Below are 13,002 nucleotides of genomic sequence, written 5' to 3'. Positions count from 1 at the left end.
CCGTCCCCGCGACCGGCCGGGCCGAGCGGCCCGGCCGGTCAGCCGAGGGCCTTGTCCAGGTTGAACGCCGCGCTGATCAGCGCGAGATGGGTGAACGCCTGCGGGAAGTTGCCCTGCTGCTCGCCGGTGTGGCTGATCTCCTCGGCGTACAGGCCGAGGTGGTTGGCGTAGGTGAGCATCTTCTCGAACGCCAGCCGTGCCTCCTCCACCCGCCCCGCGTGCACCAGCGCCTCGACGTACCAGAACGAGCAGATCGAGAACGTGCCCTCGTCGCCGCGCAGCCCGTCAGGGCTGGCCTGAGGGTCGTAGCGGTAGACCAGTGAGTCGGACACGAGGTCCTCGGTGAGCGCGTCCAGCGTGGACAGCCACTTGGGGTCGGTGGGTGCGATGAACTTGGTCAGCGGCATCATCAGCACCGCCGCGTCCAGCACCTCGTCGTCCTCGTGCTGGACGAAGGCCTGACGCCGCTCGGACCATCCGTGATCCATGATCCGCCGGTAGATCGTGTCCCGGACGCCCCGCCACCGAGCGATGTCCGCGGGCAGCCCGCGCCGGATGGCCATCCGCATGGCCCGCTCGATCGCCACCCAGCACATCAGCCGCGAGTAGAGGAAGTTCTTGCGGCCGCCGCGGGTCTCCCAGACGCCCTCGTCCGGCTGTTGCCAGTTCTCGCACACCCAGTCGACCAGGGCGCACACGTCGTCCCACTGGGCGCTGGAGATCGGCTGCGCCCATTTGTCGTACAGATAGATGGAGTCGATCAGCGCACCGTAGATGTCCAGCTGGAGCTGGTCGGCCGCGGCGTTGCCGATGCGTACGGGGGTCGCGCCCGCGTGCCCTTCCATGTGCGCGAGCACCCGCTCGGGCAGGTCGGTGCGGCCGTCGATGCCGTACATGATCTGCAGTGGACCGGACCGGCTGCCGTCGCCCGGGGTGATGTGCCGTGACACGAACTTCATGAACGCGTCGGCCTCGCCGGTGAAGCCCAGACGGAGCAGCGCGTAGACGCAGAACGCGGCGTCGCGCACCCAGACGTACCGGTAGTCCCAGTTGCGTTCGCCGCCCAGTTGCTCGGGCAGGCTCGTGGTCGGCGCGGCCACGATGGCGCCGGTGGGCGCGTAGGTGAGCAGTTTCAGGGTGAGCGCGGAGCGGTGCACCATCTCCCGCCAGCGGCCACGGTACTTGGAGGCGGACAGCCAGCGCCGCCAGTACGCCACCGTCGCCGAGAACTGCTCCTCCGCCTCCACGTGCGGGCAGCAGCGCGGCGCCACGTCGTCGCCGACCTGGTCCAGCGCGAACACCGCCGACTCGCCCTCGGAGAGCTTGAAGTCGGCGTAGGCATCGAGGTCGTCGGTGTCCAGGGGCACCGTGGAGGTGAGGCCGAGCGACAGTCCGTCCGACTCGAACACCGCCACGTCCTTCACCATGCGCAGGGTGTGCGGCTTGGTGCCGTAGTGGAAGCGCGGTGCCACTCGCGCGCGGAACGGGATCGCGCCGCGTACGCACAGCACCCGCCGGATCAGCCGGTGCCGCTCCGCCTCGGCCGACTGCCCGGAGATCGGCATGAAGTCCTGCACCTCGCCGACACCGTCCTCGGTGAAGAACCGCGTGATCAGGACATTGGTGTCGGGGAAGTAGAACTGTTTGGTCCGCGCGGGCACGGTCGCCGCCAGCTCGAAGCTGCCGCCCCGCTCCGCGTCCAGGATCGAGGCGAAGACGCTCGGCGCGTCGAACGCGGAACAGCAGTACCAGTCGATGGTGCCGTTGGAGCCGACAAGGGCGACGCTGCGGAGATCGCCGATCAGCCCGTGCTCGGAGATCGGCAGATACTGGCCCTGCCCGGGCGCCCCGACGCTCGATGTTCCGTCCATCGCTGCCTCCCAGGACCGGCTCGTACAGCGCCACTCCAGCTTAGGCGAGATCGAACGCAGTGGCGGATTGAATCCGGCGCACCCGAGATGTCCGGTGTTCGGGCGAATCGGATGCAGGGCCGGGATGGGGCCTGTGAGGAGGGGCGGCGGCACGGGGGAGTCCACTGTCCGGGTGCGGTGCGGTGCGGTGCGGTGCGGTGCGGTGCGAGGTCGGGCGGTCGTGGCCGTCAGACCGCCACGACCGCTACCCCCGCCTCCTCGAAGCGCCGCAGAGTCTCCTCGTCCGCCGCCGTGTCCGTCACGAGGGTGTCCACCAGCTCGGTGCCGCAGATCCGGGCGAAGGCGCGCCGCCCCAGTTTGCTCGAGTCGGCCGCGACGACCACCCGCTCGGCGCGCTCGCACAGCAGCCGGTTGATCGCGGCCTCCGCCTCGTCGTGCGCCGCCGCCCCGTCCGTGACGTGCAGGCCGACGACCCCGAGCACCGCCACATCCAGCGTGATCTGGCTCAGCACACCGTCCGCGAGGGGCCCGATGAGCTCGTACGACTGGGCCCGCGCGACGCCACCCGTGACCACGATCTTGAACTGCGGACGCACGGCCAGCTCGTTGGCGATGTTCAGCGCGTTGGTGACGACCGTCAGCGCGGGCGCCCCGGCGGCCAGGTCGCCGCGCACGGCCAGGGCCCGTGCCACCTCCGTGGTGGTCGTGCCGCCCGTCAGCCCGACCGCCTCGCCGGGAGCGATGAGATCGGCCACCGCCTGGGCGATGCGCTGCTTCTCGGAGGCACGGCGCGCGGTCTTGTAGCGCAGCGGCAACTCGTACGAGACCCCGTGCACCACCGCGCCACCCCGGGTGCGGACCAGCATCTGCTGCTCGGCGAGCCGGTCGAAATCCCGCCGGATCGTCGCGGCCGACACCTCCAGTTCCGCCGCGGCCTCCTCGACGTCCAGCCGGCCGCGCTCGACGAGCAGTTCCAGCAGCGCCTTCCAGCGGGCGTCCCGCGACATCCGCACCTCCCGCGCGTTCCTCGGTACCCGTGACCCTAGCGCAGCCGTCGCTCGTCAGAATGCTTGATTCTGCTTGAAATAGCGCTGTACCTTGCAGGAACAATCAAATGCGGGAGGGGCACGGCATGACGCATGTCGAGGACGAGCTGCGCAGCCAGCCGGAGTGCTGGACCCGGGCCGCCGCGCTCGCGCCGGAGCGCCGTGGGGCGCTGCCCGCGCCGGGGGAGCGCGTCGCGATCGTCGGATGCGGCACCTCGTACTTCATGGCGCAGGCCGTCGCCGCGCTGCGTGAGGAGGCAGGCCAGGGTGAGACGGACGCCTTCGCCGCCTCGGAGTTCCCCCACGGCCGCGGCTACGACCACGTCCTCGCCCTGAGCCGCTCCGGCACCACCACCGAGGTCCTCGACCTGCTCCGCCGGGTGAACGGACGCCCCCGCACCTCAGCGATCACCGCCGACCCGCACGCACCCGTCATGGACGCGGCCGACGACGTCGTCGTCCTCGACTTCGCCGACGAGCGGTCGGTCGTGCAGACGCGTTTCGCCACCACCGTGCTCACCCTGCTCCGAGCCCACCTGGGCCTGCACACCGACGCCGTCGTCCTGGACGCCCGCACCGCGCTGGAGGCCGAGCTGCCCGAAGGTCTCGTGGAGCGCGGCCAGTTCACCTTCCTCGGCACCGGCTGGACCGTGGGGCTCGCGCACGAGGGCGCCCTGAAGATGCGCGAGGCGGCCCAGGCATGGACGGAGTCCTACCCCGCGATGGAGTACCGGCACGGCCCCCTCAGCATCAGCACCGAGGGCACCGCGACCTGGATGCTCGGCCCCGCCCCCGACGGGCTCGCCGAGCAGGTGCGGGCCACCGGCGGACAGTGGGTGACCGGTCGCCTCGACCCGCTCGCCGAACTGATCCGCGTCCAGCGCCTCGCCGTGGCCGTGGCGGCGGCCCGCGGCCTCGATCCGGACCGGCCCCGCCACCTCACCCGCTCGGTGATCCTCTGACCGGCCCCGCCACCCCACCCGCTCGGTGATCCTCTGAGACACGTCCGCCGGGAGGGGCCGTCCCGCCCCGTGCCCACGTGCCCGTCCGAGCAGCACCAGCAAGGAGACCCGTGACCCTCGTGACCACCGGCGAGCTCGTCGCGCGCGCCACCCGGTCCCGCTCCGCCGTCGCCGCCTTCAACATCATCACGCTGGAACACATCGAGGCCGTCGTCGCCGGCGCCGAGACCACCACGAGCCCGGTCGTGCTGCAGGTCAGCGAGAACGCCGTCGCGTTCCGCTACGGCCGGCTGCTCCCGCTGGCCCGCGCCGCGGTCACCGCCGCCGAACGCGCCGCCGTACCGGTCGCGCTGCACCTCGACCACATCCAGAGCGACAGCCTGCTGCGCCAGGCTCCGGACGCGGGCTTCAGCTCCGTCATGTACGACGCCGCGCGCCTGTCCTACGCCGAGAACCTCGCGGCGACCCGCGCCGCCGCCGACTGGGCGCACGCCCAAGGGCTGTGGATCGAGGCCGAGCTGGGCCAGGTCGGCGGCAAGGACGGCCGGCCGCCGCTGGACGCCCACGCGCCCGGCGCCCGCACCGACCCCGCCCAGGCCCGCGCCTTTGTCGCCGACACCGGGGTGGACGCGCTGGCCGTCGCCATCGGCAGCAGCCACGCCATGACGACCCGCACCGCCACCCTCGACCACACCCTCCTGAAGCACCTCTCCGCCACCCTGGACGTCCCCCTCGTCCTGCACGGCTCCTCCGGAGTCCCGGACGGCGAACTCACCGCGGCCGTGGCGGGCGGCATCGCCAAGGTCAACATCGGCACCGCCCTGAACATCGCCATGACCGGCGCCATCAGGGAGTTCCTCGCCGCGCATCCGGAGGCCGTCGACTCGCGCAAGTACCTCGGCGTCGGCCGGGAGGCGATGGTGCGGAAGGTCGCGTCGATCCTGCGCACGCTCGCGCCTACCGCTTGACGGCCTTCAGCACCACGAACTTGGCGTCGCTCGCCACGAGATGACTGTTCCCGAACAGCCGTCGCAGCTTCAGGTGGTACCCGAGGTGCCGGTTGCCGATCACCCACAGCTCACCGCCGGGCCGCAACGCCCGCCGCGCGCCCGTGAACATCCGCCAGGCGGTCGCGTCGGTCGTCGCCTGGTGCGAGTGGAACGGCGGGTTGTTCAGCACCAGATCGACGCTCCCGGACGCCACCCCGGCCAGCCCGTCGCCGACCCGGAACTCGGCGTGCCCGGGCACCCCGTTCGCCTTGTACGTCGCCTCCGCCGAGGCCACGGCCTGGAACGACTCGTCCACGAACAGCACCTCGGCGGCCGGGTCGGCAAGCGCCACCGCCGTACCGACGACGCCGTTGCCGCACCCCAGGTCCACCACCCGGCCCGCCCCGGCGGTCCGCGGCAGATGGGCCAGGAAGAACCGGGTGCCGATGTCGAGCCGGTCCGCGCAGAAGACCCCCGCGTGGTTGACGACCGTGTGCCCGGACACCGGGCCGACGCCCTCCGGGAGCGCGTAGCTGTGCGGCCACGGGTTCGCGGGCCGTTCGCGCGACGGGTCCGGCGCGCAGAGGATCAACCGGGCCTTTTTCTCCGCGAGCGACGTACGGGTCGGGCCGAGGATCCGCTCGAACAGGTCCAGCGTCGAGGTGTGGATCTCCTTCACCATCCCGGTGCCGACGACGACCGTGCCCTCGTGCACGGCGGGCGCCAGCCGCAGCAACTGGTCCTCCAGGAGCGCCAGGCTCTTCGGCACGCGCACGAGCAGCACGTCGACCCGCTCCGGCGGCGCGTCCCGCGTGGTGAGCAGAGACACCGTGCCCGGCTCGACGCCGGCCCGGGCGAGATTGGCCCGGGTCGCCTCCTGGGCGAGGTGGGAGTCCGTGATCTGCACCGGCGCGTGCCGCGCGAGCGCCGTCACCAGCGCGCCCCAGCGGTCCCCGACCACCACGACCGTCCCCGACAGCGGGACCTCCTGGTCCGCGAGGTGCCTGAGCAGATACTCGTCGGAGGCGTCCCACGCGCGCAGCCGGTCGCGCGGGTCCTCGGGAAAACGGGCCAGCGCGAGCTCGCCCCAGGGCGTCGTCATACGGTCGTTCATCGTGCCGTCCAGGCTAGCCGCCGCAGCTCATGGCCGGTGCGCGAGGATGGAGGGCATGGACGGCGAACTCTTCCCCCGGGAGCGCGCGGAGGTCGCGCCCGGCGCGGTGCACGTGCCGGACTGGCTGGACGGGGACGCCCAGAGTCAGCTGCTGAACGCCTGCCGGGAGTGGGCGCGCCCGCCCGCCGGGCTGCGCACGGTCCGCACTCCGGGCGGCGGCACCATGACCGCCCGGCAGGTCTGCCTGGGCTGGCACTGGTACCCGTACGCCTACGCCCGTACGGTCGCGGACGGCGACGGCACCCCGGTGAAGCCCTTCCCGGCCTGGCTCGGCGACCTGGGCAGGCGAGCGGTGACCGAGGCGCTCGGCGCGGAGGCGGCGACCGGCGCCGGGTACGACATCGCGCTGATCAACTTCTACGACGGCGACGCCCGTATGGGCATGCACCGCGACGGCGACGAGAGGTCCGACGCACCCGTCGTGTCCCTGAGCCTGGGTGACACCTGCGTCTTCCGCTTCGGCAACACCGAGACCCGTACGCGCCCTTACACCGACGTCGAGCTGCGCAGCGGCGACCTGTTCGTCTTCGGAGGGCCGTCGCGGCTCGCCCACCACGGGGTGCCCCGGGTACTTCCGGGCAGCGGGCCCGGTCGGCTGGGGCTGACCGGGCGGCTGAACCTGACCCTGCGCGTGAGCGGCTTCCAGGCCCCCGTCGGCTGAGCGGCGGATCATGGGAGACTCGCCCTCATGAGCGGCAAGGCGGACCCCCGGACGGCGGGGGAAGGGACCACCTCGAGAGCGCGGTTGGACCGGGGGCGCGGAGCGCTCGGGCCCGCGTTGGAGCTCGTGCACACCGGGCGCGCCCCGACGCGTGCCGTCCTCACCGCCGAACTCGGCGTCACCCGTGCCACGGCCGGCGCGGTCGCCGCGGAACTGGAGGCGCTGGGCCTGATCCGCGTGGACGCCCGGCCCGGCGCCGCCGCGGGCTCCCAGGGTCGCCCCTCGCACCGGCTGGCGCTCGCCGAGGACGGCCCCGTGGCACTCGCCGCCCAGGTGCACGCCGACGGCTTCCGGGCCGCGCTGGTCGGTCTCGGCGGGCGGATCGTCGCGACCGCGCCCGGCTGCGAGACCGTCGACGCCGACCCTGCGAAGGTGCTGGGGTCGGTCGTGGAGGCGGGCGCCGAACTGCTGCGCGAGACCGGCCGGCGGTGCGTGGGGGCCGGGCTCGCCGTGCCCTCGGCGGTCGCCGAACCCGCGGGGCTGGCGCTGAACCCCCTGCACCTGGCATGGCCGGCGGGGGCGCCGGTACGGGAGATCTTCGCCGAGTGCGTGCGCGCGGCCGGGATCGACGGCCCCGCGTTCGCGGCCAACGACGTCAACCTCGCGGCGCTCGCCGAGCACCGGCACGGCGCGGGGCGGGGCGCCCGCGATCTGCTGTGCGTGGCCACCGGGCACCGCGGCGTCGGCGGCGCGCTGGTGCTCGACGGGCGGCTGCACACCGGCAGTTCGGGCCTCGCGCTGGAGGTCGGCCATCTCACGGTCAACCCCGAGGGCCGCCCCTGTCACTGCGGCAGCCGCGGCTGCCTCGACGTCGAGGCGGACCCGCTCGCCTTCCTCACCACGGCCGGCCTCGAACCGGGCCCGGAGGTGTCCCTGCTGAAGCAGGCCGACGACCTCATCCGGCACCAGTACGCCGACCCCGCCGTCCGGATGGCCACCGAGGCTCTCATCGACCGGCTGGGACTCGGTCTCGCCGGACTGGTGAACATCCTCAACCCCGACCGGATCATTCTGGGCGGCCTGCACCGCACCCTCCTCGACGCCGACCCCGAGCGCCTGCGGGCGGTGGTCGCCGACCGCAGCCTGTGGGGCCAGAGCGGCGGAGTGCCGATCCTGGCCTGTTCCCTGGACCACAACAGCCTGGTCGGAGCGGCGGAGTTGGCGTGGCAGCCGGCCCTGGACGATCCGCTGGGAGTGCTGGCGCAGACCTGAGGCCGACCGGCCGGGTCATGACGTCGGTGAGGAAACGGCGCGTGCTTGGCCGTCGACGAACGGCGCGTGCGTGGTCGTCGACGAACGACCGGAGCCGCGGCCGATGGCAGACCGGTACGGGGTGAGCGTCCGGCCCGGCTCGGCGCTGGCCGTCGCCACGGCGCGACGCCGTTCAGCGCGCCGGGCGTGGTTCGCTCACCGCCCGGTCAGCCGGCGACGGCCGACCGGGCGGGAGTGTGTTCGGGCACGCGGCCGATCGGTTCGACCTCCGCGACGAGGCGTACCGGTTCCGTGACCGTACGGCGGGCCGGACGCGGCTGCGCCTTCACGGCGGGGGTCGTCGTGGGCAGCGTGAACCACACGATCTTTCCGTTGTCGCCGTCCGGTCGCACGCCCCAGCTCTCGCTCATCGCCGCCACCATCGCCAGCCCCCGCCCGCAGGTGGCCAGCGGATCCGCGTCGGCCACGACGGGCAGACGCGGATCACGGTCGTGCACCGAGACGGTGAGCCGGTCGAGCAGGAGCTCGATCTCGACGGTGCACGTCTTGTCGGGCAGGGCATGCCGGTGGACGTTCGAGAGCAACTCGGTCACACCGAGCGCCGCTCGGTCTATCAGGGGATCCAGATGCCAGTAGCGCAACTGCGCAGATACGATTCTGCGGACCTGGCCGATCCGCGACGGCAGGGCTTGGAGCTCCACCGTGCAGTGCCTGCTTGGGTGACTGATCACTGCTGCGACTCCCCGACGTGAGGCCCGGAAGAACACGGAGTTCGGATCCAGCAGCGCCTGAGTGGAAACGGCCGCCTGCTGTCGTGTCCGGCGGGCTGGTTCGCAGCGTTATCGCCGGTAAACCCAGAGTGACGTGAGACCAGAGTGGCGCAAGGGGTGGAAGGCCGCAACTCGCCGTGTTCCGGAAGGGGGGCGGTCCCGACGAGTCTCGGCCACGTCGGTTCGCGCGGCCCGTCGCTACCGGTGGTCGCCCCGGACCCGCGCGGCCCGTCGCTACCGGTGGCCGACTCCGGCCCGCGTCGCTCTGTGTGACCGGCCTGCCCCGGCCCGCGCCGCCCACCGCAACCGGCGATCGGCCCGGACCCGCGCGGCCCGTCGCTCCCGGTGGTCGGCCCGGACGCGTGCCGTCGGCCGTGATCGGTGGTCGGCCCAGGTCCCTGTTGTGGTGAGGGGTCTGTCCGCCCCGGTTCGCGGCGCCTGTCGGTGTCGGTCGGCCCGGACGAGCGCGTCCCGTCGCAGCCGGTGGTCTGCCCCGAAGCGCGCCGCCCGTCGCAACAGGTGGTCGGCTCCCGCCCGCGTCGCTCTGCGCGACCGGCCTGTCCCGGCCCGCGTCGCCCACCGCAACCGGCGATCGGCCCCCGCCCGCCAGGGGCGGTCCGTACCGGCGAAGGGCCCGAGGCACCCGTCAGGTGCCGCGCCCCGCCGCCCTGCGGACGGCCTCGATGAACCGGCGTGCCGCGGGCGGCCCTGGTTCGCCGGGGGCCGGGTCCTGCTCGCCCAAGGTCAGCACGTAGCGCTTGCCGTTGATGTCCGCCAGCGCTCGGTCGGCGGAGGCGAACCACGGCTTCGACGCGCGCACGGACTGCACCGGCGCGCTGTCGATCTCGCTGCCGTAGCTGGTGAGCAGCTCCACCCGGCCGCCGCTGATCCGGACCTGTCCGGCCCGGGTGAGAGAGCGCAGGCCCTTCCCGATCCGCACGCCCAAGGCCGTGAACTCCGGCTCCGCCATGCCCTCCCGCCCCCTTGTCGCCCGCGGGTCCTCTTCCGGGTCTCCGTCCCACCCGGTGCAGTCTGCACGGCCCCGTGGTCGCGCACCAGTGCGCACGTCACCGAGGCATAGGCCACCCGGTGCACTCACGTGAATGCGCCCCCGCCCGTGGCCGGCCGAGGCGACGTTCCCGGCCGCCGGGAACCGCGTGCGGCCACGGCCTGCCGAGGGCGCGGCCGATGGGTGCCGCCCGGCGGTGAGGTGCCCGGCCGGACGGTCTCCGGGGCTCCGTCCGCCCTCTCGCCCCCCTCGCGGCTTTGAGTGCCCCAAAGATGCGTTTATGCAGGTGAGAAGCGTGCGCAAGCTGCCTATGATCGGTGTGTCGGCCGCGCGACCCGCCGTCGGCGTGCAGCCCTAAGGAGCCCCGCCGTGACCACCCCTCAGCAGACCAGGACCGGCGCCACCCTCGACGTCGACCGCACCGACTCCGCCTACCGCCTCTGGCTGAAGGACGCCGTCCGCAAGGTGCAGGCCGACGCCAACCGCTCGGCCGACACCCATCTCCTCCGCTTCCCGCTGCCGGAGCACTGGGGCATCGACCTCTACCTCAAGGACGAGTCGACCCATCCGACCGGCAGCCTCAAGCACCGCCTCGCCCGCTCGCTGTTCCTCTACGGCCTCTGCAACGGCTGGATCCGTCCGGACCGCCCGGTCATCGAGGCGTCCAGCGGCTCGACGGCCGTCTCCGAGGCGTACTTCGCGAAACTGATCGGCGTCCCCTTCATCGCGGTGATGCCCAGGACCACGAGCGCCGAGAAGTGCCGCCTGATCGAATTCCACGGCGGGCGCTGCCACTTCGTGGACGACTCGCGCAAGATGTACGAGGAATCCACCCGCCTCGCGGCCGAGACCGGGGGCCACTACATGGACCAGTTCACCTACGCGGAACGGGCCACGGACTGGCGCGGGAACAACAACATCGCCGAATCCATCTTCCGCCAGATGGAGTTGGAGCGATTCCCGGAACCCGCGTGGATCGTCGCCACGGCCGGCACCGGCGGCACCTCCGCGACCATCGCCCGCTACGTCCACTACCTGGGCCACGACACGCGCGTCTGCGTCGCCGACCCGGACAACTCCTGCTTCTTCGAGGGCTGGACGACCGGCGACCCGGACGTCACATGCGACTGCGGCTCCCGCATCGAGGGCATCGGCCGCCCCCGGATGGAACCGAGCTTCGTGCCCGGTGCGATCGACCGGATGATGAAGGTGCCGGACGCCGCGAGCGTCGCCGCCGTCCGCGCACTGGAGCAGGGCATCGGGCGCAAGGCGGGCGGCTCGACGGGCACCGGGCTGTGGAGCGCCCTGAAGATCGTCGCCGAGATGGTCGCCGAGGGCCGCAACGGCAGCGTCGTCACCCTGCTGTGCGACCCGGGCGACCGCTACCTCGACAAGTACTACTCCGACGCCTGGCTGGCCGAACAGGGCCTGGACATCGCCCCGTACAGCGCGGCCATCGAGTCCCTGCTGGCCACGGGCGTCTGGCCCGACTGAGCCAGGGCGGCGCGAGCACCGACCGGTTCTCGACGCCGACCGGCGTCCGCCCCGGCCTAGGCGCCCTACCGTGCCAGCCGTCGGTCCAGCGTCGTCACCGCCTTGCGGAACGCCCACCCCAGGCCCGGGCGGGCCGGCCTCAGCGCCGCGCGGACGACCGCCGGGCCGTCGGCCGCGAACGTGAACCGCACCCGCGTACCGGTGCCGGCGGGCGTGAGCCGCCACTCCTCGACGAGCGCGCTCACGCCCGGCGCGTTGGTCTCGTCGACGCGATACGCGTACACCTCGGGCCCCTTCGCCACGAGGATCGTCTCCGTGAACCGCGCGCCGCCCCGCAGCCTGACCTCCCGCCCGGCACCGCCGTCGGTCGGCCGCGCCGTCGTCACCGCCGAGAACCACTGCGGCCAGCCGGCCACGTCCTCGGCCAGCGCGCGGAAGACGGACTCGGGGCACGCGGAGATCTGCCGCTCGAAGACCAGCCGTACCGGAGCGGAGCGGACGAAGTCGACGTCCACCGGACGCAGTCGGCGCGCCATGCGAAACCCTCTGTACGACGGGCGGGACCGGGCCGCTCACCCTAGCGCCGCCTGAGCCAGGGTTCGCCCCGTCGCGACGCCCGGCACGCCCTCTCGCCGCACCGGCCGAAAGCCCGAGTACGTCCAGTACGAGGGCTTCCGGCCGGCACGCCGAGAGCACGCTCCCCCACTCTCGGCTTCGCTCGAGCGGGAGGGGCCCCCACGACGCCGCTCCTCACGGGCAAACCCTGACTGACGCGGCACTGGCCGCGGCCGCGCCGCATGTCTGCGGCGCGCACGGCGTCAGAGCTCGTCGGCGCTCTCGTCCTCGCCCGCGACGATCAGCTGCCGCAGATGCTCCGCGATCTCCTGGCGTGCCTCGTCGGCCAGCCGGGAGTCGGTCACCAGCGTGTCGACCTGGTCGAGGGTCGCGAACGAACTCAGCCCCACCGTCCCCCACTTGGTGTGGTCGGCGACCACCACGACCCGCCGCGCCGACTGCACCAGCCGCCGGTTGGTCTCGGCCTCCGCGAGATTCGGGGTCGACAGACCGGCCTCCGCCGATATCCCGTGCACGCCGAGGAACAGCACGTCGAAGTGGAGCGTGGCGATCGCCTGGTCCGCGACCGGTCCCACCAGCGAGTCGGAGGGCGTGCGCACCCCGCCGGTCAGCACGACGGTGGCGGCGCCCTGGCGCTGACCGGAGGAGCGCTGCGCCGCGTGGAAGACGTCGGCCACCCGCACGGAGTTCGTGACCACGGTGAGGTCGGCGACCTCCTGCAGCTGATGCGCCAGCGCGTAGGTCGTCGTCCCGCCCGACAGCGCGATCGCCGAGCCCGGCGCCACCAACTGCGCCGCGGCCTTAGCGATGTCCTCCTTGGCGCTCAGCTCCAGGCCCGACTTCGCCTCGAAGCCCGGCTCGTGGGTGCTCGCCTCCGGCACCGGCACCGCGCCGCCGTGCACCTTCTCCAGGACACCCTGGCGGGCCAGCGCGTCCAGATCGCGGCGGACGGTCATGTCGGACACGCCGAGCTTGCGGGTCAGCTCGTTGACGCGCACGCCGCCGCGCCGCCGCACCTCGTCGAGGATCAGGGCGCGCCGCTGCTCCGCGAGGAGGTTCTGATTCTCACTCACGTACGCTCCGGTCCTTTCCTCGAGCCGTCCTGCAGACCCCCGCACCTGCTCCCACTAGGACATTCTCGCGCCCCCGGTGCGTGAGCGTCCCATGTTCGCACGGCT

The 13,002-nt window shown here is 72.9% G+C and carries 12 protein-coding genes; 5 read left to right on the top strand and 7 right to left on the bottom strand.

Features of this window, described 5'->3' with window-relative positions; genetic code table 11:
* Positions 1-38: 38 nt before the first annotated feature.
* Positions 39-1,871: a glycoside hydrolase family 15 protein gene (locus ACWCPM_RS15620; RefSeq protein ID WP_450976700.1), complete on the bottom strand. Its 1,833-nt coding sequence runs from the start codon at positions 1,869-1,871 to the stop codon at positions 39-41.
* Positions 1,872-2,098: 227 nt separating this feature from the next.
* Positions 2,099-2,878, bottom strand: coding sequence for a DeoR/GlpR family DNA-binding transcription regulator (locus tag ACWCPM_RS15615; RefSeq protein WP_450976699.1), 780 nt, complete (start codon positions 2,876-2,878; stop codon positions 2,099-2,101).
* 125 nt (positions 2,879-3,003) lie between these two features.
* Here ACWCPM_RS15615 and ACWCPM_RS15610 point away from each other — a divergent pair, with 125 nt between their 5' ends.
* Both ACWCPM_RS15610 and ACWCPM_RS15605 read left to right on the top strand, forming a co-directional pair.
* Positions 3,004-3,879 (top strand): SIS domain-containing protein, encoded by an 876-nt coding sequence (locus ACWCPM_RS15610; protein WP_450976698.1) that lies wholly within the window; start codon positions 3,004-3,006, stop codon positions 3,877-3,879.
* Positions 3,880-3,989: 110 nt separating this feature from the next.
* Positions 3,990-4,847: a class II fructose-bisphosphate aldolase gene (locus ACWCPM_RS15605; protein ID WP_450976697.1), complete on the top strand. Its 858-nt coding sequence runs from the start codon at positions 3,990-3,992 to the stop codon at positions 4,845-4,847.
* Here ACWCPM_RS15605 and ACWCPM_RS15600 read toward each other — a convergent pair.
* A complete protein-coding gene (locus ACWCPM_RS15600; protein ID WP_450976781.1) occupies positions 4,837-5,970 on the bottom strand; it encodes a methyltransferase in 1,134 nt (377 codons plus the stop codon). The genes ACWCPM_RS15605 and ACWCPM_RS15600 overlap by 11 nt on opposite strands.
* A 67-nt stretch (positions 5,971-6,037) precedes the next feature.
* Between ACWCPM_RS15600 and ACWCPM_RS15595 the strand changes: the two genes are divergently transcribed.
* The gene (locus ACWCPM_RS15595) at positions 6,038-6,703 is read left to right on the top strand and encodes an alpha-ketoglutarate-dependent dioxygenase AlkB family protein (RefSeq protein ID WP_450976696.1); all 666 of its coding nucleotides are present in this window, start codon (positions 6,038-6,040) and stop codon (positions 6,701-6,703) included.
* A gap of 27 nt (positions 6,704-6,730) precedes the next feature.
* The gene (locus ACWCPM_RS15590; RefSeq protein WP_450976695.1) at positions 6,731-7,975 is read left to right on the top strand and encodes an ROK family protein; all 1,245 of its coding nucleotides are present in this window, start codon (positions 6,731-6,733) and stop codon (positions 7,973-7,975) included.
* A gap of 206 nt (positions 7,976-8,181) precedes the next feature.
* Here the strand turns inward: ACWCPM_RS15590 and ACWCPM_RS15585 are convergent, their stop codons facing one another.
* Positions 8,182-8,706 carry an ATP-binding protein gene (locus ACWCPM_RS15585; protein WP_450976694.1) on the bottom strand — a complete coding sequence of 175 codons (525 nt, stop codon included), beginning with the start codon at positions 8,704-8,706 and terminating at the stop codon, positions 8,182-8,184.
* Between the two features lie 685 nt (positions 8,707-9,391).
* Entirely contained in the window at positions 9,392-9,715 is a 324-nt protein-coding gene (locus ACWCPM_RS15580) for a hypothetical protein (protein ID WP_450976693.1), read from the bottom strand.
* Between the two features lie 408 nt (positions 9,716-10,123).
* On the opposite strand from ACWCPM_RS15580, the gene ACWCPM_RS15575 reads away from it, so the two are divergent.
* Entirely contained in the window at positions 10,124-11,248 is a 1,125-nt protein-coding gene (locus tag ACWCPM_RS15575; protein ID WP_450976692.1) for a PLP-dependent cysteine synthase family protein, read from the top strand.
* 65 nt (positions 11,249-11,313) lie between these two features.
* Here ACWCPM_RS15575 and ACWCPM_RS15570 read toward each other — a convergent pair whose 3' ends face one another.
* Together ACWCPM_RS15570 and ACWCPM_RS15565 are read right to left on the bottom strand one after the other, a co-directional pair.
* Entirely contained in the window at positions 11,314-11,784 is a 471-nt protein-coding gene (locus tag ACWCPM_RS15570) for an SRPBCC family protein (protein ID WP_450976691.1), read from the bottom strand.
* 282 nt (positions 11,785-12,066) lie between these two features.
* Positions 12,067-12,897, bottom strand: coding sequence for a DeoR/GlpR family DNA-binding transcription regulator (locus ACWCPM_RS15565; RefSeq protein ID WP_450976690.1), 831 nt, complete (start codon positions 12,895-12,897; stop codon positions 12,067-12,069).
* Positions 12,898-13,002: the final 105 nt, after the last annotated feature.

The sequence above is a fragment of the Streptomyces sp. NPDC002309 genome (assembly GCF_053593375.1).
The sequence above is the reverse complement of the archived record's forward strand: the minus strand, read 5'-3'. Positions and strand labels throughout refer to the sequence as shown.

What these genes read in the sequence shown, in the direction of transcription:
- ACWCPM_RS15620 (WP_450976700.1), bottom strand. Translation starts at nt 1,871, where the DNA reads ATGGACGGAACATCGAGCGTCGGGGCGCCCGGGCAGGGCCAGTATCTG.
- ACWCPM_RS15595 (WP_450976696.1), top strand. Translation starts at nt 6,038, where the DNA reads ATGGACGGCGAACTCTTCCCCCGGGAGCGCGCGGAGGTCGCGCCCGGC.
- ACWCPM_RS15610 (WP_450976698.1), top strand. Translation starts at nt 3,004, where the DNA reads ATGACGCATGTCGAGGACGAGCTGCGCAGCCAGCCGGAGTGCTGGACC.
- ACWCPM_RS15570 (WP_450976691.1), bottom strand. Translation starts at nt 11,784, where the DNA reads ATGGCGCGCCGACTGCGTCCGGTGGACGTCGACTTCGTCCGCTCCGCT.
- ACWCPM_RS15615 (WP_450976699.1), bottom strand. Translation starts at nt 2,878, where the DNA reads ATGTCGCGGGACGCCCGCTGGAAGGCGCTGCTGGAACTGCTCGTCGAG.
- ACWCPM_RS15590 (WP_450976695.1), top strand. Translation starts at nt 6,731, where the DNA reads ATGAGCGGCAAGGCGGACCCCCGGACGGCGGGGGAAGGGACCACCTCG.
- ACWCPM_RS15580 (WP_450976693.1), bottom strand. Translation starts at nt 9,715, where the DNA reads ATGGCGGAGCCGGAGTTCACGGCCTTGGGCGTGCGGATCGGGAAGGGC.
- ACWCPM_RS15600 (WP_450976781.1), bottom strand. Translation starts at nt 5,970, where the DNA reads ATGACGACGCCCTGGGGCGAGCTCGCGCTGGCCCGTTTTCCCGAGGAC.